Origin of the sequence: Shewanella scandinavica, assembly GCF_031932065.1 — a bacterium.
GTDB classification, from domain to species: Bacteria; Pseudomonadota; Gammaproteobacteria; order Enterobacterales; family Shewanellaceae; genus Shewanella; species Shewanella baltica.
This window is the reverse complement of record NZ_JAUOES010000014.1, coordinates 97670-118487: the sequence shown is the minus strand read 5'-3', so window position 1 is coordinate 118487 and position 20818 is coordinate 97670. Positions and strand designations below refer to the sequence as shown.

Sequence of the window (20818 nt, the reverse complement as noted above, 5' to 3'; positions counted from 1 at the left end):
GATTAACGCAAAAGCAGACTTAAGGTTTCTGTAACGTGAGCTCAGTGGTCGACACCACGGCTGGCGCTATATCGGCCTCTTTGAACAACAACGGACGGAAACTTTTCTCGCTTGAGTACAAGATACTTTGATCGGCAAACGCTGGCGTTAGGATATTACTCGACTCAGAGTAAGTTAAAATTCCCCGCGCCACTGGCCCTTCATCAGTAAAGTTCACAGCCATCATCCAGCTCGAACCGTAACGCACTTGATATCCCTTCGCCGTTAAGCCAGAACTCATCGCCTTGCCAGTAACCACGTCCATCACAGCTGCGTACTTGTGCTGCGGGATTAAAGTGTCGTCACCCGACAGACTGGTCGAGAACACGTTGAATCCACCCTCGGCATTGTGGCTACCCGGCCAAGGTAAACGCGACCCGCTTGGTGTACCGTCAGGCAGCGATTTCTCCACAAATTGCACCTCACCCAATGGCGCATCTAAGGTAAAACCCGCCGCCTCAAGATTCAGTGCACTGTGGGCTAAGGCCACTAAGGCGCTGCCATCTGTGGTCAAGGTTTTAGGTGTCGTCGCCGCATTGGCGGGATCGAATCCTTGGGTCAACATGGTCGTTTGGCTGAATTGGTGGGCAAACTCACGCAGTAAAGCACCGCCTTTGCTGTCGTTATCTTGCTTACCATTCCACGCTTTTAACGCCGTGCACGCCGAAGTGACATCCTTAGATAAACTCGCCGACACCACAACAGGCGTGCTGCCTTGGGCATCACACTGGGCAATCAAATCAGGCAGCACTAACTCAGCAAGATAACTGCGATTAGACAACACAGCCGCTTCGAGTTCTTCCAAGCTAAACTTGCCATCTGCCCCAGCCGCATCCTGCATTAAGCTCAAGCCCATACGCGTTCGCAGCGACAATTGCCCTGCTTCTGGTCCATACATGGGCGAGAAATAAGTCAGCGGTTCATTCAAGTTAGTCGACCAGAATGAGTCATTGGAGTTTTGCACAAAGTCAGTACGCTCAAGCTTTGGCGCACGGGCATAGGGTGTTGGGCCATCGAAACTAAACAGCGATGTGTTGCCGGGTAAAATCGTAAATCCGGCCTGCGCCTTAGCCGCTTTAATGTCTGGCGAGGTTTTTAACAACACCACTGCCGATTCAGACAATCCCGGGACTGTCGAGTCGTCGATGTAGAAAGCATTGCCCTCTTTATCGGCGTACATAGTGTTATTGAAGATAACGCCGTCGTAATCCTTGAAGGCCTGTTGGAACTCTTCTTTATTGGTCGCCATGTCCATCGCTAACCAATGGTCAACGGGGTCCATATTGCCCATGTTGGCGTCTTGGATCATAAAGGCGCTGCCATCATCCCAACCAAAAGGCGCTAAAGCAGGTGGCGCTTCAACCATAGGGCCTTTTGCCGTGGTGTAAATATCCTTCTCGGCCACTAACATGCCGGCAGGACCAGCATTCACCAGAATCGATACCGTCTCTTTGGTGATCGGCATTGGTTTGCCATCGAACAGATATTGCATCCGATCGCCCGAGACTAACTCTAAGTTATACATCACAAAATGTTCGGCGGTAGAGAAGGTATGAGTCCACGCTAAATCTTTGTTAAAACCGATATTAATCGGCCCGGGCATACCCACAAGCGAACCGCCCATCATGTCTAAATGCCCAGGGATCGTAATATGGGACTGCCAAAAACGCAGGTTACCCGTATGCGGAAAATGCGGATTACCGAGCACCATGCCTTTACCGTTCTCGGTTTTATCCTTACCTAAACCCCAACCATTAGAGCCTAATCCTCGGGGATTGGTCTCTGGCGTGGTGATGCGGGCCGCGCGGGCAATCAACTTAGACTGCATATCGGCCACAAATGCGGTTTGGTCTTGGCTGGGCGCAGGCCCTACGATACGCGGCATATATTCCTGCGCATCCCCCGGGTTAGCGTAAAAAATCAAATCGAGGAAGTTAGCTGCGCCCGGTAACAAAGCGATTGAAAACAAATAAGTCACCACATCCTCTGGCACTATAGGTTTCACCCAAGGCTGACCGCCACAGAAAGGTTCTGCCGTTTGTTTACCCGCTTCGACATCGGCAAGATATTGGTTATAACCAGAGGTAAAACCTTGGATCAGCGCCCGAGAGTTTTCACTAAACTGTGGCCATTTTTCTTCGGCTTGTGCTCTGATCTTTAACGCTTTGTAGGCAAAGTCAGAGATCAAGTTGCCGTTATCTTCCGCTGTGGGTTGGCCCGTAGTGAAGTCAATCGACGCATGGGGGCCAAAGTACATGGAACGCTGCGAGTTAGCCTTAATAAAGCCATCGGCTAACACACATAAATTGTCCTGTGCCTGCGCATAACCACTACCAAAACCTAAGCTTTCTAAGTTATCGGCTTGGATATGTGGCACGCCGTAGGTGGTGCGGCGAATATTGGCTTTGAGTAAACCGTTGGGGGCAAAAGCTTGCAGTTGAGTTTCGGGTTCGGTGGGCGTAGTGCTATCTTCGCTATCATTACAGCCGGCGAGTATTACACCGCAGGCCATCCCCATAGCGATCACGAGTTTGTTGAATTTCATTATTATTATCTCTTGGTTTTGGTTCCTTCAATTGCCTATCCCTGCCTCCATTACTGAAAGAGCAATAGACATATGTCGCTTCCTAGTCCCTAAGGCTGGCTATTGCCTCCCCTACTGTTGGCTTTTTACTGAGCTTCGCCGACGACTGTGGCAGAATAGAAAACCCAAACACTTAGACACCTCATACCATTTAAGCAATGATTCAAACGAGCGTCTACATTAAAAGCCGAATTAAATAACTTATATGCAACAAAACATTATCAAGATAAAAGTGGGTTCTAAAAACCCAGTAAAAATCAACGCGGCAACCAAAGCGATGGCACAACTGTTCCCTGACAGCATCATAGAAGCCAGCGGTATGGATGCACCTTCAGGTGTTGCGGCGCAGCCAATGACAGATAAAGACACTCGCCAAGGGGCGATTAATCGGGTGCACTACTGTCAACAGCAGGATCTACAAGATACTCAAGCCGACTACTATTTTGCGATGGAAGGCGGTGTCGATTGTTTCGACTTTGGCCCAGCCACATTCGCCTATATCGCCATTGGGCATAAAGACCAACTTGCCATTGGCCGCAGCGCAATTTTGCCTCTGCCAATGCAGGTTTATCGGGCATTAGAAGCAGGTGAAGAACTCGGGCATGTGATGGATAGATTGTTCAATACTGTCAATATCAAACAAAAAGGCGGTGCCATAGGTTTGCTCACCCACGGCCACGCGACCCGTGAAAGTAATTACACCCAAGCGATTATTCTCGCCATGGCGCCGCTATTAAATCCCGATATTTACGCACAAACTTGTTAGTAACATGTTGCAAGCGCAGTTGAAGCCCGCTAACTTAGTTGTGACATGCAACCAAACCCATTCGACTATGGCTCAAACAGACGCACCACCGACTCCAGATCCAGCTAAGCCTGTGACTCAAACTAAGCAAACGGCGGAATCAGGCTCATCCGCCCAACTCAGGCACTTATCTCGCTATCTGGTGAGGAATTTAGGCATGCTCAACGCCGCCTTTGGAGATTTGCCCCTCTCGCCAGTGCAAGCCCACGCCTTATTTGAGATAGGCAAGCAGCCGCTGACCATCAAAGAGCTGGCCTGCAAACTCAGCATAGATAAGTCCAATGCGAGCCGAGCCATTAAGCATCTGATTGATAAAAATCTTGCCCTGAGTCAAATTCATCCTCGGGACAGTCGCTGTTTAGTCGTACAACTTACGCCCGCGGGGAAGAAGTTACTCCTGAAATTAGATACTCAACAAAATCAATTATTTCAAGAGATCTTAGCCCAACTGACCCCAGCACAAACCTCACAAATCGAAGAGGCACTCATGTTATATAACCAAGCCGTACATAACGCCAAACACCAAAGTGGCTGTCACATTCGCCAAGCCACAGCCCAAGATGATGCCGCGATTGCCAAAGTCATCCGCGATGTCTCGGCTGAATACGGCTTAACCGCGGATAAAGGTTATAGCGTGGCCGACCCGACCTTAGATTGCCTCAGCCAGATTTACTCCCAAGCGGGCGCCAACTATTGGATTATTGAATTAGAGGGGCGCATTCTAGGCGGCGCCGGTATTGCGCCTTTAGCTAGCAATGAGGGTGTTTGTGAACTACAGAAAATGTACTTTATGCCTGAAATCCGCGGCAAAGGGCTCGCAACACGCGTAGCGCTAATGGCACTCGATTTCGCCCGCGAAACGGGTTATCAAAGCTGCTATTTAGAAACCACAGCCGCGTTAAATGAAGCCGTAAAACTCTATGAGAAATTGGGCTTTGTACATCTATCCGCTCCCCTAGGCAACACAGGCCACTACGCCTGCGAAATGCCTATGCTGCTAGAGCTGAATAAATAGAATACAAAGCGGAATTCAAACTGAAGTAACAATGCCAAACAGCCATGATTCAACTTGTTTGGCATTATCAATTGGTATCAACAAATGTTATTCAGCAAGATGATTTTAATTATCAGTCTTAGGGCATAGTTTTTCTTAACTTAATTGCATTAAAATATGGCAATTTTACCTTGCTCAATTTTTAATAAATTGAAAGGCATTTGATACCATTTTGTTAACGGCATTAAATAGGGAACATTATGCTCAGTTGGATTTTTAGTAATAAGAAACTCACTCTTCGGGAAATATGCCTAGATAACACACTTTCGACCTCGGCTAAAATAAAGAAAGTTGATCAATTTCTTGCCGATAGTGGAGATCTCAATTTTATTGATCTCAATATTTCGCCCTGTAACATATTAGTTCCACTATCTTGCCGTCCTCAGTCCGATTTAGTGCTTATAAAATACTTGCTCAACAAAGGCGCTAAAATCGAATGCAATGGTTTCAGTGCCTTGCATTCGGCTATTGAATATAATAACTCTGAACTCGTTACCCTATACCTAGACTCTGGTGCCAATCTTTACTTTCAAAATCAATACAATAATTGCTGGCTCAACTATCTATTTCATCCTAATCCGCAGTATATCTATCAGGATCATCAACGTAGAGATATGATAGATCTTCTACTTGCAGCTAAGTTAGACATCAATAAACCGGTGAGTTTTTGGACCAATGGTGAAGTAAACCACCCGCTAGAAATATTATATGATGAACGAAGTAAAGATCTATTTCTGCATATCATTAATAAAGACATCCCATTAGAAATAGGTAAATTAAGTCTAATTGGAAATATTATTTCCTCGAGCGGATTCTGGGGGATTGAAGCCTTTGCTCCTTTAGTAAAACGCTTTCCTGAATTTAAAAAGTCCCGTTATATTATGGCAAATGACAGTAGCTTCTGGGACGATGCCAATTTACTCGAACTATGCGTTTACGCCAAAGCGCAAGACTACACTGAATACCTGTTAGACAATTATCCGCAGCTCAAAGCAGACTCCCACGCCAAAAGTTTGGTCTATGCGGCATTGACCTCAGAATTTGACCTTAGGATTATCAAAAAACTGATTAAGGCCACCGTCGATATTAATCGCATCTATAGGATGACACCGCCTGATGCCGACCATTCCCCCTTGCTCAACCAATATCTTGATCTCGCTAAATTTACCGATGTAAACAAACGGAGTTACATCTATCAAGCCCTTGAACTCTTGCTCAAATATGGCGCTAATCCTAATGCCGAATTTGTGAATACGGGTAAAGCCTATGAGATGTTAGTCTGGTCGAACTTACGACTACTGATTTATCCAATGGTCGAAAACAAAACCTTTCTGCCCGAGTTCCTCGATCTGTTCCTGCAATATGGTATGGATATCAATAAAAAATTTGGTGCGGTGGATGAACCGACCTTACTCACCCTATGCCAGCGTGGTTCAGGTAAAGAAGATCAAGCAACACTTATCCAAGTGATGGAATATCTGCTCACCAAGGGGCTGGATTTAAGCCTCACCAATATCTACAACACTAACTATGTGTCTGCGGCGGCTATCTCCTGTCGAACCCAAATACTTGAATGGCTTATTAACCAAGGCGGGGATATTTTTACCCATTGCGGCCACGATAACTCACCCATTCTACACAAGGCGATTTCGACCTACTGGTGGGATCAAATCTCAGGCCCCATGCGGCGCAATACCGTGGAACTGTTACTACGCCACGGAGCCAAAATTGAAGAATTCTCAGTAGATGAGCAATTTACGCCACTGATGTGCGCCTGTTACTACGGCGCGCAGTCCTGCGTTGAGGTGCTACTCGAACATGACGCCAACCCCAATGCCATCAATGCCGAAGACACCACCCCCGCCCTTTGCGCTGTGATAGGCGGCAGTTCAATCGAGTTCCCCCGCTTTGAATCAACGGCGGTGCGGATCTTAAGACTTTTGCAACAATATGGCGCCAACTTAACAACTGAGAACTGCCGCGGTAATAGCGCGCTGGTCTCGGCTATAGAGCTGGAATATAAGGAAATTTTCGAAGCGCTGCTGCAAATAGCCTCCTACAGTGAAACTCAGCTTAAGCGAGCACTCGAAGTCGCGGAGCCAGAAAGCTATTTCAGCCGTCGCCTGCTGCAACATATTAATGGCGAAACAATGCAACAGCCGACTCAAGTTCAGGCGCAGACTGAAACTAAACCTATCCCAAATATGCAGACAACCGAGACGGCAGATGATAACGCTCCTGCTGGCCAACCAGATATAGTGTCTAAAAAGGCCAAATTAGAGGTAAGTAATGCGGCTTCAGATAAAAGCCAAATCCCAACGCTGTTTGATCTCAAAACCAAAGTGCAGAGCTTCTTTAAACTTATCGCAAAGGATCCCGATATCACTGTTGCCCAATTTAAAGGCATAGAAGAACAGCTCGATCTGCTGATTGAAAAACTGAATGATTTTAGCTTTTTCCGCAATCAGGCCACCCAAGCGGAGTTTGAAGAAAGCGTGCAGGAATATATTGATGATACGGTCGATGAGATAAACAAGTTAATCGAGGATGATTATCCCGCCCTAACCGAAGCCTTAGTCGATTCTGTCTGGACGATTTTGCAGTACTTTAGGGTTGATATCGAGATTGAAACCGTACTGAGAAAGCGCTTCTGGTAACTGTTATCACCTACTTTTATCACCTACTTTGGGCAGCGGTTCGCTCCTTAACTGCCAACGACAACGAGAACCAAGGCTAAAGCCCCAACTTTGGGGCTTTACTCTTTCGAGGTTAACGCTAACAAAAAGTGATACTTAGGATACTGACACGGCCGAAACTTAAATCGAAACTTAAATCGAAACTTAGACACCTAATCTTAATAGCTCGATAGCTAACTTCTGCCTATGCTTTGGTTAAGCATGAAACAAGGAGGTTTGTATGCCACGCCCTCGCAGCACTCAAATTAGTCTCGAAAACCCCACCTATTAAATCCTTTAGCTAGATATCAAAGCCTAAAACTAAAAGCCCTATAAACAAAAATCGCGTTAGACTCAGCTGTACTAGCTCTTCCTAACGCGATTTTCTATTTCACTTACCGCTTAATCACCAAAATCATCGAGTAGGATGTTTTCTGGCTCAACACCTAGGCTTTCAAGCATCTTAATTACTGAAGAGTTCATGATTGGAGGACCACACATGTAGTACTCGCAGTCTTCTGGTGCCTTATGATTCTTAAGATAATTCTCATAAATCACATTATGAATAAAGCCAGTGTAGCCAGTCCAATTATCCTCAGGCAATGGCTCAGATAACGCCACATGCCAGACGAAGTTGTCATTCTCGGCCGCTAGGGCATCGAAATCCGCTTGGTAAAACACTTCACGGGTCGAACGTGCGCCGTACCAGAAGCTCATTTTACGTGTGGTTTTCTTACTCTTAAGCTGATCGAAAATGTGTGAACGCATAGGTGCCATGCCCGCACCGCCGCCGATAAACACCATTTCCGCATCGGTTTCCTTCACAAAGAACTCTCCGAATGGCCCAGAAATCGTCACTGTATCGCCCGCTTTCAGGTTGAAGATGTAAGATGACATCTTGCCCGCTGGCACATTGGCCGATGGCGGCGTCGCAATCCGCACGTTCAGCATAATGCGGCCCTTTTCATCGGGATAGTTGGCCATAGAGTAAGCGCGCAACACTTCTTCGTTGACGGTAGAGACAATGTCAAACAGGCCGTATTTATCCCAATCGCCACGGTATTTTTCAGGAATATCAAAGTCTGCGTATTTCACCACATGGGCTGGCGCTTCAATTTGAATATAACCCCCCGCTTTAAAGCGAACATCTTCACCTTCGGGTAACTCAAGCAATAACTCCTTGATAAACGTCGCCTTGTTATCATTAGAGATCACCTGACATTGCCACTTTTTCACCCCAAAGATTTCTTCGTCGAGCTCAAGTTCCATATCGGTTTTCACTGAGACTTGGCAGGCGAGACGACACCCTTCTTTAGCCTCTTTCTTGGTGATATGGCCCATTTCAGTCGGCAGAATATCACCGCCGCCCGATTTGATTTTCACTCGACACTGACCGCAGGTTCCGCCGCCACCACAGGCAGACGGAATAAAAATACTCTGACTCGCCAAGGCGCCGAGTAACTTGTCACCCGCGGCAACTTGTATGCTTTTTTCAGCATCTTCGTTGATGCCAATCGTCACATCACCTGTAGCCACTAATTTCTTTTTGGCGATTAGAATCACTATCACCAATAGACAGACCACTAGCGTGAACATGCCTATGCCAATTGCCATTTCCATCGTATTACCCTTTTCTAGCTCTTTTCTAAAAAGAATCTGGTTTCACTTTCTCAATTCTTGGCTCGCCTACTGTAGCGTTACAGCGAGATCCCTGAGAAAGACATAAAGCCCAGCGCCATCAAGCCTGTTGTGATAAAGGTGATACCAATACCTTGTAAGCCTTCGGGAATCGCGTTGAATTTCATTCTTTCACGCAGCCCCGCCAGCAGCACAATTGCCACCGCCCAGCCAAAACCCGAACCCATCGCAAACACCACTGACTCACCGAAGTTGTAATCACGGTTCGCCATAAAGATCACCCCAGCAAAAATCGCGCAGTTTACTGTGAGCAAAGGTAAGAAGATCCCAAGGGAGTCATACAGGCTAGGAATGTACTTATCCAGAAACATTTCAAGGATTTGCACTAACGCCGCAATCACACCGATGAAAGTGATCAGCTGCAGGTAACTTAAATCGATACCGGGTAATCCCGCCCAAGACAATGCACCAGGTGCGAGTACTTTGACGTAAATCAGCTGGTTTAACGGCACGGCTAAGGTCATCACCACAATCACGGCTACGCCTAAACCAAAGGCGGTTGACACCTTTTTAGACACGGCCAAGAAAGTACACATGCCCAAGAAGAACGACAGCGCCATGTTGTCGATAAAAGTGGCCTGCAAAAATAGATTTATATAGTGTTCCATATCTGCTCCTTAACCCCGTTTCCGCTGGATCACATTGATAGTCCAGATCAGCACGCCAATCAGGAAGAAGGCGCTCGGTGGTAACTTGAACATTTCGTTTGGCAAGTACCAGCCGCCATTTTCAATGGTGGTAAACACGCTATGACCGAATAAATTGCCCGTTCCTAACAGCTCGCGTACAAAGGCAACGCTGATCAAAATCAAGCCATAACCTGTCGCATTACCCAGCGCATCGACGACCGCTAAATGAGGTGGATACTTCATGGCGAAGGCCTCTGCGCGGCCCATGATGATACAGTTAGTGATAATTAACCCAACGAATACAGAAAGTTGTTTAGATAACTCGTAGGCCACATCCTGCAGTACCATATCGACGATAATCACCAAAGAGGCGATAACCGTCATCTGGGCGATAATGCGCACACTGGTTGGGATAAAGTTACGGATGGCAGAGATAATCAGGTTGGAAAATACCAACACAAAGGTCACTGCGAGCGTCATCACCACAGCGGTTTGCATTGAGTTACTGACCGCCAGTGCCGAACATACGCCCAGCACTTGCATGGCGACGGGGTTATTGGCAAACACTGGCCCCGTTAACATGTCACGCATGGATAAAGTGTTGCTCATTTTGCCTCTCCCATCTCACCTTGCAATTCACCCTGCGCGGCCGACGCTTTCAGCTGATTGAAGAAGGTTTGAAAACCCTCAACCCCAAACCAAAACTCCATTGCGCGCTGCACGCCGCGGCCTGTCATGGTCGCGCCACTCACAGCATCGACACCGTGGACATCGCCTTCTTTAGCGCCGCCTTTAACGAGGCGCATAGCAAATTTGCCCTTTTCATCAAATAATTGCTTACCCTTCCACAGCGATAACCAATGGGGATCGGTCACAAAGTCGCCGATACCCGGGGTTTCGCCATGCTCGTACACGACTAACCCTTTGATAGTATTGAAATCGGGTTCAACCGCCACATAACCGTAGATCATCGACCACAGACCTTTACCGTAGAAAGGCACAACCACACTGTCTAACTTGCCGTTGGCATCGAGCACTTTAAATACGCGGGCATCGTTCGCACGGGTTTTAATCTTGGCGATGTCCTTTTTCGGTGCGCTTGAGGTCTCAGGATTAATCGCCGCCATACGCTCATCGAAATCGAGCACGTTAGCGTCAGAGTCCACCTTACCTGTGTCTAGGTTGATCAATAATGGCTTAACCGATTTAGCGAAAATATCTCTAAATTCAGTGCCCTGACCTAAGTTCACATCAGCGGCCATCAACACATAACGCTTCACTTCGTCACGTTTTTTGGCGACTTTACGTTCTTTCAATATGCCTGCTGTGCCTGTGATCATAAATGAGCACAGGAGACAGAGCGTGATGGTGAAGATCATGGTCCCCACCACTGTATCTTTCTTAAAGACCATGACGTTTTAATCTCCGTTTGATGTTGGCGCGGGCCACCAGATAATCGAACAGCGGCGCCCAAAGGTTGGCGAACAGAATGGCTAACATCACGCCCTCAGGCATTTTGGGGTTAGCGACACGGATAAGCACTGTCATAAAACCAATCAAGGCACCGTAGGCAAATTTGCCTTGGCGAGTGTAGGAAGTGGTCACAGGATCGGTGGCCATAAACATCATCGCCAGCGCAAAACCGCCAGTGACCAGATGCCAAGTCCACGGCATTGCCATCATGTCATTGCTGCTAGAACCGATGTAATTACAGATGGTTGCAGTCACAATCATGCCCAGCAGCACACCAAGCACAATGCGCCAGTCGGCTAAACGGCTGATCAGCAATAGTGAACCGCCGATCAAAATGGCTAAGGTGCTAGTTTCACCAATCGCGCCCACGGTAAAGCCAAAGAAATTGTTCCACCAGTTAGGATCGCTAAAGGCACTAAACCAAGAGTAATCGGCAAAGCTCAGCTTGCCCGCTGCGGTTTGTGCCAGTGCAGTCGCACCAGAGAAACCATCAACGGCAACGAGCTGTTTAATGGTTGCAACTTCAGAGGGATAGGCGAAGTAGATAAAAGCCAAGCCCGCCAACGCAGGGTTAAGGAAGTTATATCCCATGCCGCCAAACAGCTCTTTAGCCACAACCACACCGAAGGAAATCCCCATGGCCACCAGCCATAGCGGTGTCGATACTGGCAAGATTAAGGTAAATAGCAGGGCTGTAACGAAGAAACCTTCGTGCAACTCTTGGCCGCGAACCCGCGCAAATACCACTTCCCAGAACAAACTGGTCAGCAGCGCTGTCAGGTAAATCGGCAGATAAAAACTAAGACCATAGAGGAATAAACCTAATATCCCAGTGTCTTGGCTAAGGCCGCCAAACAGGGTATTAAAGATTTCTAACTTCCAAATATCTGGGGTCGATAAGCCACCCGCAAGCGCAAGCTGTGCCTGTAGGCCAATGTTATATAGACCGAATAAAATGGCGGGCAGTAAACACAAACCGACTAGTGTCATGGTACGTTTCACGTCAATCGCGTCACGCACATGCACTTTACCCTTAGTGCTGTGGCCACTGGCAATAACGAGTGAACGCAAAAAGCCCTTCATCGACTTACCCGTTGCGTAGTATTCTTCCTGTAAATCTGCGGCTTGCTGTAAATCAGGTTTTTTAACTTGCTTAGTCATTAACCTTCCCTCTCGATAACATCTAGACAGGCACGTAATTCTTTACCAAAGTCATATTTGCCGGGACACACAAAAGTACACAGCGCCAGATCTTCTTCATCTAACTCCAATGCACCTAAGGCCTGCGCCTCATCGGTATCACGCACCACTAAGTCTCGAACGAGTAAGGTGGGTAAAATATCCAGTGGCATCACGCGATCTAACTGACCAAAAGCCATCATGGCGCGAGCTGAACCGCCCTGATGAGTCGTAAACTCGAACAATTTAGTCGCACCAAACAGACGTGATGTTACGGCACGAGTGATGGAGAATTTGTCAGAACCACCGCGCACCCAAGGGAGAACATGGTGCTGCGAATCTTCGCTCAGTACTGACACTTGGTTGTGGAATCGGCCTAAGAAGTCATGTACGCCCGCCGCGGTATGGCCAGATAACACAGATCCCGATACCACGCGGTTATGGCCAGGTTTAATCTCATCACTGACTAAGGCACTTAGCTCAGCGCCCAATTGAGTGCGCAGTAAACGCGGGTTCAGCACGCTCGGGCCACCTAAGGCGACGATGCGGTCGGTATATAACTCACCGGTTTGGAATAACTTGCCGTAGGCAATCACGTCTTGATAGCCGATATGCCATACCTGACGCTCTAAACTCACAGGTAAAGTAAAGTGAATATGAGTGCCGACTAAACCAGCTGGATGAACACCGTCAAAACGGCGCACCTCAAGTTGCGGCAATGCCTCTTTCACAATCGCTTCGCCCTTATCCTGACACAGGTAAACCTTGCCCTCGGTTAAGCGGCTCAACACCAGCAAGCCAGCTTTAAAAGCCTCGGTTTGCTCGGCGATGATCAAACGCGGATCGGCGGCCAGTGGATTAGTATCAATTGCGGTAACAAAAATCCCTGCGGGCGTGCTATCGAGCGCAGGCACGCGCGAGAAAGGCCGCGTACGCAGTGCAGTCCATAGACCGCTTTTCACTAATTGCGCCTGAACGGTTGACCTTGCTAAAGCGGCGATGTCTTGATGGATTTCGAAGGAAATCTGTCCATCGCGGTTTTCGCCGTCATCACAACGAATGACAACCGATTGTAGAATTCGGCGCTCGCCGCGGTTAATCGCCACGACTTGGCCACTAGCGGGTGCAGTGAACAACACGCCCGGTGTTTTTTTATCTTCAAACAGGGCTTGGCCCTTTTGAACCCAATCGCCCTCTTCGACCAACATCGTCGGCTTAAGCCCAACGAATTCTTCACCCAGAACAGCCACTTGGGATGGCTTAGCACCGAGTTCAATGACCTGTCGCGGCTCGCCAGCAATCGGCAAGTCGAGGCCTTTTTTGATCGTTACAATTTGGTTTGAAAAATCTGCCATCACAAATATCAACCATGAAAAATTTTTAGATAAATTTAGGGTAGAGATTTGTTAACGCAGATTCCGATATTGGCGTCACATTCCGCTGCAAATTCGTAAGTTAGATACGTAAATTTACGCAATTTTGTGACACAGGTTCACTTCCAAACTCGCCGCGATCTATAAATGTAGTTTTATAACAATTTATTCATAAATACGTTATTACTGATTTAGTCATACCTAAGGTTTACAAAAATAAGCCAAAATCCCCATCTCAGTGCAGCAAAGCGATAAAACCGTTAAAAGCGCGACTCAGAGAACAAACTTCAACCAATGGCATGCCTCAAAAGGGCGCAATACCGTTTAGCGGGCTGGCTATTTTTAGCGCACTAACATTTCAACCTATGGTTTAACCTTTGCTTTACAGCAAAAGCTTGGTAGCCTCAAACTAAGAGAGTTTTCGTAGGAGAAATAGATGGAATACAGACGCATACCGCATTCTAATCTCGAGGTCAGCAAAATCTGTTTGGGCACTATGACTTGGGGCGAACAAAATACCCAAGCCGAAGCATTTGCACAGCTGGACTACGCCATAGGAAATGGCATCAACTTTATCGATACGGCGGAAATGTATCCCGTCCCACCTAAGCCCGAAACCCAAGGGGAAACCGAGCGTATTCTGGGGCAATATATCAAGGCACACGGCAACCGTGACGACCTAGTGATTGCCACTAAAATTGCCGCACCGGGTGGTAAGAGTGATTATATTCGCAAGAATATGGCGCTGGACTGGAACAACATCCACCAAGCGGTCGATGCCTCCTTAGCACGCCTCCAAATCGACACTATCGATCTTTATCAAATCCATTGGCCCGACCGAAATACCAACTTCTTTGGTGAACTGTTTTACGATCAACAGGATCAAGAACATCAAACCCCGATCCTCGAAACCCTAGAAGCCCTCGCCGAAGTCATTCGCCAAGGTAAAGTGCGCTATATCGGTGTGTCGAACGAAACACCTTGGGGCTTGATGAAGTACCTGCAACTCGCCGAAAAACATGGTCTGCCGCGTATTGTGAGTGTGCAAAACCCTTATAACTTGCTCAATCGCAGCTTCGAAGTCGGCATGAGCGAAATCAGCCACCGCGAAAACCTGCCGCTGCTCGCTTACTCACCACTGGCCTTTGGCGCCTTAACCGGCAAATACTGCAACGACCAATGGCCTGAAGGTGCACGCCTGACCTTGTTTAAGCGTTTCGCCCGTTACACAGGTTCGCAAATGGCACTGGAGGCCACGCAAGCCTACGTCGATTTGGCCCGCGAGTTCAAACTCACGCCAGCGCAAATGGCGTTAGCATTTGTTAACTCACGTCAGTTTGTCGGCTCCAATATCATAGGCGCCACCGACTTGTATCAACTGAAAGAAAACATCGACAGCCTAAAAGTCACACTATCGCCTGAGCTATTAGTGCGATTAAACGAACTGTCCGATAAATTCAGATTACCTTGCCCTTAGCCCCCGAATCTCAGCCCCTAGGCTTAGCCGGCGAGTCGTTTGAAAAACCAATAGCATCAGGCCAATACACCTGATGCTATTGATTTCATTCAGCTCAACGCCGCTTTCCCATTCTAAATACCGCCTCCTTGTCGCACCTCGCTTTAGGTTAACGGCAAACCATCTGACCCAAACTCTCTTGTACTGACCAAGTACAAAGCTATCGTATTACCCCCGTAAAACTCGCAGTAGCATACTCAGCCCGATCCCCTTCGACGGTCCTCCGGCAAAATGCGTCAGGTTACATTCGGATACAGAGTCCTGTTAAGAACTGAAATATAGTGGCGCCACAGTCACTAGACAGATGTCTTAAGGATCAAAAAATGAAAAAACTTTGCTTTGTAATCACAAGTGTTTTGATGTCGAGCCACGCGCTTGCTGAAAGCAATACCTACATTCGTAACGGTAATATCTATAGTCATCAAGATCAGTTCTTTGCTGGCGCAGGTGTTGCTACTGGCAGTCAATTTTATAAGGGTCAAGATCACCAAACAGGTATTTATCTCAATGGCGGCTACCACGGTGAGGATTTCAACGCCGATCTGTCCGGTATCAACTACCGCTTTTTAGGCACCAACGACAGTGCCGTTAACTTCAGCATTTTTGTGGTTGCCAATCCTGGCTTTGATGCCAATAACGCCGATATTTTAACTGGCATGAAGGATCGCAAATTCAGTGGCGATCTGGGTTTAAACGCCGACATTCATTTAGGCACAGGCACGTTATCAACCAAATTCCAACACGATGTGACAAATGTTTATGATGGTTTTCAAGCTGATATCACCTACTACCATCCAATAAATCTAGGCTTTGGGGATCTGGTGCCTTATGCGGGTGTGCACTATTTCAGTAAAGACTTCGCAAACTACTACACAGGTGTGACGTCATCTGAAGCCACTGCGCAGCGCCCTGCTTATCAAGCCGACGGCACCTTTGCTTATAAGCTGGGTTACGCTTTGGTTATTCCAGTCACTAAGCATTTAGACATTACTCAAGCCACTGGTTACTCGCACATAGCTGCCAACATGGCTGACTCTCCGCTAATCGACAGTAGCAACCAGTGGGTTACTACTCTTGGCGTGAGCTATAGCTTCTAACTAACCTGACGAGACAAGACCATGACATCGATCAAAAAAACGTTTTTATGTGCTGGATTAGCCTTGATGCTTTCAGCTTGCGCCACTTCATACGATACCGAAAAGCAATTTTGGTCTTTCGGTAAAGGCTTTGAAACCGCACAGATTGCACCCGATAGCTGGCAGATAAGCTTTGTTGGCAATACCAACACTGACCGCGCATTGGCCCGAAAGTACGTCATGCGTAAATCGGCTGAGTTATGCAAACAGGCTGGTTATAGCTACTTCACTTTCACTCGCGAACAAACCGATCGTGACGCAGTGGGCCAGTTTGGGGTAGGAAAAAACAGCAGTAACGACATTTTGTGGGGGAGTTCGACGATGAATCAAGAAACTTCTGTCATGGTCGAAGTCACAGGTTTACATAGCAAACCCGAAAATACAAACTCACGTATCTACGACACGGATTACATACTTAACAATGTCGATGTGAAAGGTTAATTGCGAATCAAACGAGCACCAGCCTAGCTCCTAGGCTGGTGCTGTTTTATCGCTACATCGCGACATTGCTCGCTTTGCCTGATGGTTATGCAGCGTTAAAATCCAGTCTTAAACTCTTGCCTTAAACTCTTGCCTTAAACTCCGCTTTAAAATTCAGCCTTAAATTCCGATCTAAATCTCCAACCCTAAACTCCAGCGTTAAACTTCAGCCTTGAATTTTAGTGACATGCGAGCGCCACCGAGCTCAGGAGCACGACCAATTCGTAATGGGGAATTCATCCAACAACCTATTCTGTCGACAATCGCCAATCCCATGCCATGACCGGAATTTCCACGGCTGTGCTGACCACGCACAAAAGGTTTAATCACCTGCGCAGACTCCAGTTCATCAATCCCCGGCCCGTCATCGTCAACGTGTAACCAGGTCGCGCCCTCCTCGACTGCCAACGTCAGCCGAATCTTTGCCTTACCAAAACGCAGCGCATTATTGAGCAAATTATTTACCTGCATTGATAAGTACTTAGGGTCTGTCTTGATCTTGAGCGCTGTGGGATAGGGAACCAGTTCAACCGAAAAATCGGGGTACACTTGACCTTGATACTTTTCGAGCAACCAAGCATTGAGTTCAATCGACTGCCAATCGGGCTGGATATTCGCTTCATCGAGGCGGGCATAACTCAGCAGCGTCATCACCAAGTCTTCCATCGTGTCTAAATCGCGGTTCAAGCGCTGGAAGTACTTCACTCTGAGCTGTTCGCTTTGGGTTTCTTCCAGCGCCTCAATACCAAATCTTAGCCGCGCTATCGGGGTTTTTAAATCGTGAGAAACCGCTCGACTGAGCAGTTTGTTATCATCGATCAATTGCTGAATACGATCCGCCATGCGGTTGAATTCACTTTCAATAGTGCCTATGTAAGACGTTTTACTAACAGGAATTCTCTGCTGCAACTCCCCCATGCCAAACGCTTGGGTCGCCTGACTGAGATTAACCAACTGACGGATCAAGGGCGACACCCACACCAACAATATCAGCACCACACCACCATAAAAAAGCATGGTATACAGCTTATTCAAGTCAAAGTTGCCATCGGTGGGCGTGACAATATCGGTATTGATGTTCAATACCTGCCCCGTTTTCGGCAGTAAATAATGCAAGGAGATACCGTCATCGGACTCCAGCAGCAGCGATTCTCCCGCATAAAACGCGGTTTTTAGATCTGAGGGTAAAACGAAATCGGCTTCACTCGCTAAAGAGAGTTGCTCTGAATTTAGCTGGTTCCAGTTTGCGATAAAACTTTGATTGTTAACGCTATCGTTATCGAGCGTTTGCGCCAGTGTGCCGCCCAGCAGTTTTAATGCGGCGAGGTGAGTGGCTGGGGTTTGCGTGTCATTATCAGGATCTAGCAGACTGGCAAACTCGCTTATCGACCAGCCTAGGCTGGCAATGGCCACCAGCACGACCAGCACCAGAGAAGTCATCAACTTCTTCATAAAGCTTGCTCACCTTCGTCGCGGCAAAAAAGGTATCCCTTGCCACGGATGGTTTTCACTTTATAGGGCTGACTCAACGCTTCCTGCAATTTTTTGCGTAAACGCGATATGCGAATATCAACCGAGCGATCTAGGCCGTCGTATTCAATGCCCCGCAGCTGAGCCACCAGTTCATTACGACTCACTATCGTGCCCGCCTTCAATGCTAGCAGCCACAACACATCGAACTCATTAGCATTCAAATCCAACGGCTGTTTATCGATAGTGACCGATTTTGCCGTCGCATTGAGTACCAGCGAATCAAACACTAACTGTTGTTTTTGCTCCTCATCACCCACGCGGCGTAACAGGGCCTTTATCCGCGCTAACAACACCTGTGGCCGGATCGGCTTTGTCAGGTAATCATCTGCCCCGACATCTAATCCGCGGATCTCATCCCCATCCTCAACACAAGCCGTCATAAATAGAATGGGCCCAGCATAAAATGCCCTCGCTTCCTTACAGACATCGAAACCATTCTTAACGGGTAACATCACGTCGAGTAACACTAAGTCAGGTATCTCTTCGGCGATCATCTCTAAGGCAAAATCGCCTTGGCTGGCAACCGTGACTTCGTAACCGTGATCCAGTAAATAGTCACTGATCCACTCTGCCAGCGAGATATCGTCTTCGACCACTAAGATGTGCTTTTCAACTGACATATTAGAATAACCTCCAACCTGACTGACTCTGTTTAGGGGCCTTATAAACCCAAGTCACCACCACTTTGACCTGCGCCAGTGGTTGCACGTCATCATTACGGATCAAACTAAAAGTCGCCGTTTTATCGCCTTCAAAACTATATTGGTATTCTTGCATGGCTTTGCCGCTCCAGCAGATTAGCTGGTGCTGGCGGTCAGTCAGTATGAGGCAGTACTCGCCGCTCGTCGGTGTTTGCCATCGAAACAACACATCTTGATAGCAAGTTTGCCCTTTATGGAGCGCAATGCAGCGCTCTGGGGTCGCAGTAAAAATCACCGAATCGTCCTGACCCCAAGCAAAAAAAGGCGCGTTCAGTAACACTAGCCATAAATAAAATCGCTTCATGCCCACGCCCCTAAAACACATAGCTGATAGAGGCATTAAAAAACGATGCATATCCGGCTTGATTAAAGGGACTGTCCGTCACTTCTTGGGATAACACATTGAAGCGATACATGGCCCGAAACACAAAATTTTCACTCAGCGGATAGGCAACACCGAGCTCCATGCCGTAGCTGAAAGAACTGCTCGGGTGATATTCGGGAAAGAGTTCAGTTGCTTCTTCTTTGCTGACACCAAAAAGATAACGATTCAAGGTGGCTGATGAGTAGCCTACGCTTCCCAATACGTGAAAATTCCAATTACGTACCTGCCAAGACTTACCCAATCTGGCAGAACTCTGAATACCTTGATCATCATAATAATCAGACACTAATCTGTACTGGAAAACGTAGTTATCGCCCCAATAACGCGTCGCACGAAAACCTGCGCCAATATAGAGCGAATCTTCCGACAATAGATAAGCATTGCGTCCAGCTTCATCGAGTGTGCTGGGGTCCACATCTGGACGAGACCATGAACCTTGTAAGTTCGCCAGTAACAGATCAAAGGACCAATCCTCTGAACTCCAAAGATTAACCCCAAGATTAACCCCATCCTGAGATTGGTGGATCATCTCAACAAACATGCCTTTGTACTGATACATGCCACTAATCAACAACGACAATTGCGCAGCGCCGGAATCGGTTTGCCGAACATCAATTTGATTGATCCCGTAAACACTCATACCCAGTTCAAAATCACCGCCGTCGGCAAGGCGATTTGAACCTCCGTTGACACTGCTGGCAATATCCGATGCGGCAGCGGTACCGGGAAGAATGCTGAGCGTTAACACAAAAAGCCAAAGAATACGCATGCCCATTTAATCCACATTTCTAGTCGTTATTTAGCGCTACATATTACAACAGTTTGTTAGTCTTTTTATCCGCCACTGCACAAGCCATTGCATTTTTGCGACGAAAATATCGTCAGATAAGAAGTACAGTCAGCAAAGCGCAAGGAAGTGAACTTAAGCGAGGGGGAAACTTCGCGCCTAATACGCTTATCCGCTGAAACGATTGAGGATGTAACTAAGGTCTTAAAACCTTCATGTTCGTCATTCAACATTAATCAGGATGATAGAATCCATAATAAAAACAAATTAATAGATTAAATCATCCCATCATCGAAACCGATTAAACATTCTTTATTAACAAAGGTTAACTAGACCCAATACTGACTATTCAAGTAGGGTCGGGTCACAAATTAGGATCAACTGTATCTCGCGCTCGACGACTCGTGCGACGCTAAGATAACTCTGACCCATAGAAGAATAATGACTCACTCAAGTTCCCCAACTCACAGAAAGTGGCTTTGGCTACTGCTCGGCTTGTGGCTGATTGTCATCCAATCGGTTGCGCTGTCGCATTCTGCTGAACACAGTTTAGAACATGAGCATGCCCACTGTTTCCTGTGCGATTTTGGTCATGAGCAAAATGCAGGTCCATCGTCTGTGCTTATGCCGCCGATGGGATTGCAGCAAGCTGAAAGTATCCCGCAGAAACCTTATCAACAACCGAGTTTACCTTGGTTACGTCACTTCAACGTGCGTGCACCGCCCTTACTGTCTTAAGCAAATTCAATCATTTAAAAAATCTATTTTTTT

Annotated in this window: 18 protein-coding genes; 7 read left to right on the top strand and 11 right to left on the bottom strand. The window is 47.3% G+C overall.

Features of this window, described 5'->3' with window-relative positions; all coding sequences use genetic code 11:
- Positions 1-19: 19 nt before the first annotated feature.
- Entirely contained in the window at positions 20-2584 is a 2565-nt protein-coding gene (locus tag Q4Q50_RS13650) for an acylase (RefSeq protein WP_311899747.1), read from the bottom strand.
- Positions 2585-2828: 244 nt separating this feature from the next.
- Between Q4Q50_RS13650 and yjjX the strand changes: the two genes are divergently transcribed.
- From yjjX to Q4Q50_RS13635, 3 genes are all read left to right on the top strand, one after another.
- Entirely contained in the window at positions 2829-3389 is a 561-nt protein-coding gene (gene yjjX / locus Q4Q50_RS13645) for an inosine/xanthosine triphosphatase (RefSeq protein WP_259214928.1), read from the top strand.
- A gap of 4 nt (positions 3390-3393) precedes the next feature.
- Entirely contained in the window at positions 3394-4443 is a 1050-nt protein-coding gene (locus Q4Q50_RS13640; RefSeq protein ID WP_311899744.1) for a bifunctional helix-turn-helix transcriptional regulator/GNAT family N-acetyltransferase, read from the top strand.
- Positions 4444-4682: 239 nt separating this feature from the next.
- Positions 4683-7139: an ankyrin repeat domain-containing protein gene (locus tag Q4Q50_RS13635; RefSeq protein WP_311899742.1), complete on the top strand. Its 2457-nt coding sequence runs from the start codon at positions 4683-4685 to the stop codon at positions 7137-7139.
- Between the two features lie 420 nt (positions 7140-7559).
- On the opposite strand, the gene nqrF is transcribed toward Q4Q50_RS13635, so the two are convergent.
- From nqrF to Q4Q50_RS13605, 6 genes are all read right to left on the bottom strand, one after another.
- Entirely contained in the window at positions 7560-8777 is a 1218-nt protein-coding gene (gene nqrF, locus Q4Q50_RS13630; protein WP_311899740.1) for an NADH:ubiquinone reductase (Na(+)-transporting) subunit F, read from the bottom strand.
- 77 nt (positions 8778-8854) lie between these two features.
- Entirely contained in the window at positions 8855-9463 is a 609-nt protein-coding gene (gene nqrE, locus Q4Q50_RS13625) for an NADH:ubiquinone reductase (Na(+)-transporting) subunit E (RefSeq protein ID WP_106651538.1), read from the bottom strand.
- Between the two features lie 9 nt (positions 9464-9472).
- Entirely contained in the window at positions 9473-10093 is a 621-nt protein-coding gene (locus tag Q4Q50_RS13620) for an NADH:ubiquinone reductase (Na(+)-transporting) subunit D (protein WP_006080314.1), read from the bottom strand.
- Positions 10090-10896: a Na(+)-translocating NADH-quinone reductase subunit C gene (locus Q4Q50_RS13615; RefSeq protein ID WP_311899739.1), complete on the bottom strand. Its 807-nt coding sequence runs from the start codon at positions 10894-10896 to the stop codon at positions 10090-10092. Before Q4Q50_RS13615 ends, Q4Q50_RS13620 begins: the two co-directional genes overlap by 4 nt.
- Entirely contained in the window at positions 10886-12118 is a 1233-nt protein-coding gene (locus Q4Q50_RS13610; RefSeq protein WP_311899737.1) for an NADH:ubiquinone reductase (Na(+)-transporting) subunit B, read from the bottom strand. The genes Q4Q50_RS13615 and Q4Q50_RS13610 overlap by 11 nt, the downstream gene beginning before the upstream one ends.
- Positions 12118-13491, bottom strand: coding sequence for a Na(+)-translocating NADH-quinone reductase subunit A (locus Q4Q50_RS13605; RefSeq protein WP_311899735.1), 1374 nt, complete (start codon positions 13489-13491; stop codon positions 12118-12120). Before Q4Q50_RS13605 ends, Q4Q50_RS13610 begins: the two co-directional genes overlap by 1 nt.
- Positions 13492-13945: 454 nt before the next feature.
- Between Q4Q50_RS13605 and Q4Q50_RS13600 the strand changes: the two genes are divergently transcribed.
- From Q4Q50_RS13600 to Q4Q50_RS13590, 3 genes are all read left to right on the top strand, one after another.
- Positions 13946-14986, top strand: coding sequence for an NADP(H)-dependent aldo-keto reductase (locus Q4Q50_RS13600; protein ID WP_011845863.1), 1041 nt, complete (start codon positions 13946-13948; stop codon positions 14984-14986).
- Between the two features lie 362 nt (positions 14987-15348).
- Entirely contained in the window at positions 15349-16122 is a 774-nt protein-coding gene (gene ompV, locus Q4Q50_RS13595; protein ID WP_311899733.1) for an outer membrane protein OmpV, read from the top strand.
- Positions 16123-16143: 21 nt separating this feature from the next.
- Entirely contained in the window at positions 16144-16602 is a 459-nt protein-coding gene (locus tag Q4Q50_RS13590; protein WP_006080308.1) for a CC0125/CC1285 family lipoprotein, read from the top strand.
- A 198-nt stretch (positions 16603-16800) separates the two neighbouring features.
- Here the strand turns inward: Q4Q50_RS13590 and Q4Q50_RS13585 are convergent, their stop codons facing one another.
- From Q4Q50_RS13585 to Q4Q50_RS13570, 4 genes are read right to left on the bottom strand one after another with little or no spacing between them, the layout of a single operon-like run.
- A complete protein-coding gene (locus tag Q4Q50_RS13585) occupies positions 16801-18093 on the bottom strand; it encodes an ATP-binding protein (protein WP_311899732.1) in 1293 nt (430 codons plus the stop codon).
- Complete coding sequence (locus Q4Q50_RS13580; RefSeq protein WP_006080306.1) at positions 18090-18794, bottom strand: response regulator; 705 nt, start codon at positions 18792-18794, stop codon at positions 18090-18092. Before Q4Q50_RS13580 ends, Q4Q50_RS13585 begins: the two co-directional genes overlap by 4 nt.
- Before the next feature lies 1 nt (position 18795).
- Positions 18796-19179, bottom strand: coding sequence for a DUF3019 domain-containing protein (locus Q4Q50_RS13575; RefSeq protein WP_006080305.1), 384 nt, complete (start codon positions 19177-19179; stop codon positions 18796-18798).
- Between the two features lie 10 nt (positions 19180-19189).
- Positions 19190-20029, bottom strand: a complete 840-nt coding sequence (locus Q4Q50_RS13570) for a MipA/OmpV family protein (RefSeq protein WP_311899729.1) — start codon at positions 20027-20029, stop codon at positions 19190-19192.
- A gap of 459 nt (positions 20030-20488) precedes the next feature.
- Between Q4Q50_RS13570 and Q4Q50_RS13565 the strand changes: the two genes are divergently transcribed.
- Entirely contained in the window at positions 20489-20785 is a 297-nt protein-coding gene (locus Q4Q50_RS13565) for a hypothetical protein (protein WP_107949036.1), read from the top strand.
- Positions 20786-20818: the final 33 nt, after the last annotated feature.

Excerpts from the sequence above, each read along its gene's own strand:
- Q4Q50_RS13650 (WP_311899747.1), bottom strand. The coding sequence starts at position 2,584 with ATGAAATTCAACAAACTCGTGATCGCTATGGGGATGGCCTGCGGTGTA.
- yjjX (WP_259214928.1), top strand. The coding sequence starts at position 2,829 with ATGCAACAAAACATTATCAAGATAAAAGTGGGTTCTAAAAACCCAGTA.
- Q4Q50_RS13640 (WP_311899744.1), top strand. The coding sequence starts at position 3,394 with ATGTTGCAAGCGCAGTTGAAGCCCGCTAACTTAGTTGTGACATGCAAC.
- Q4Q50_RS13635 (WP_311899742.1), top strand. The coding sequence starts at position 4,683 with ATGCTCAGTTGGATTTTTAGTAATAAGAAACTCACTCTTCGGGAAATA.
- nqrF (WP_311899740.1), bottom strand. The coding sequence starts at position 8,777 with ATGGAAATGGCAATTGGCATAGGCATGTTCACGCTAGTGGTCTGTCTA.
- nqrE (WP_106651538.1), bottom strand. The coding sequence starts at position 9,463 with ATGGAACACTATATAAATCTATTTTTGCAGGCCACTTTTATCGACAAC.
- Q4Q50_RS13620 (WP_006080314.1), bottom strand. The coding sequence starts at position 10,093 with ATGAGCAACACTTTATCCATGCGTGACATGTTAACGGGGCCAGTGTTT.
- Q4Q50_RS13615 (WP_311899739.1), bottom strand. The coding sequence starts at position 10,896 with ATGGTCTTTAAGAAAGATACAGTGGTGGGGACCATGATCTTCACCATC.
- Q4Q50_RS13610 (WP_311899737.1), bottom strand. The coding sequence starts at position 12,118 with ATGACTAAGCAAGTTAAAAAACCTGATTTACAGCAAGCCGCAGATTTA.
- Q4Q50_RS13605 (WP_311899735.1), bottom strand. The coding sequence starts at position 13,491 with ATGGCAGATTTTTCAAACCAAATTGTAACGATCAAAAAAGGCCTCGAC.
- Q4Q50_RS13600 (WP_011845863.1), top strand. The coding sequence starts at position 13,946 with ATGGAATACAGACGCATACCGCATTCTAATCTCGAGGTCAGCAAAATC.
- ompV (WP_311899733.1), top strand. The coding sequence starts at position 15,349 with ATGAAAAAACTTTGCTTTGTAATCACAAGTGTTTTGATGTCGAGCCAC.
- Q4Q50_RS13590 (WP_006080308.1), top strand. The coding sequence starts at position 16,144 with ATGACATCGATCAAAAAAACGTTTTTATGTGCTGGATTAGCCTTGATG.
- Q4Q50_RS13585 (WP_311899732.1), bottom strand. The coding sequence starts at position 18,093 with ATGAAGAAGTTGATGACTTCTCTGGTGCTGGTCGTGCTGGTGGCCATT.
- Q4Q50_RS13580 (WP_006080306.1), bottom strand. The coding sequence starts at position 18,794 with ATGTCAGTTGAAAAGCACATCTTAGTGGTCGAAGACGATATCTCGCTG.
- Q4Q50_RS13575 (WP_006080305.1), bottom strand. The coding sequence starts at position 19,179 with ATGAAGCGATTTTATTTATGGCTAGTGTTACTGAACGCGCCTTTTTTT.
- Q4Q50_RS13570 (WP_311899729.1), bottom strand. The coding sequence starts at position 20,029 with ATGCGTATTCTTTGGCTTTTTGTGTTAACGCTCAGCATTCTTCCCGGT.
- Q4Q50_RS13565 (WP_107949036.1), top strand. The coding sequence starts at position 20,489 with ATGACTCACTCAAGTTCCCCAACTCACAGAAAGTGGCTTTGGCTACTG.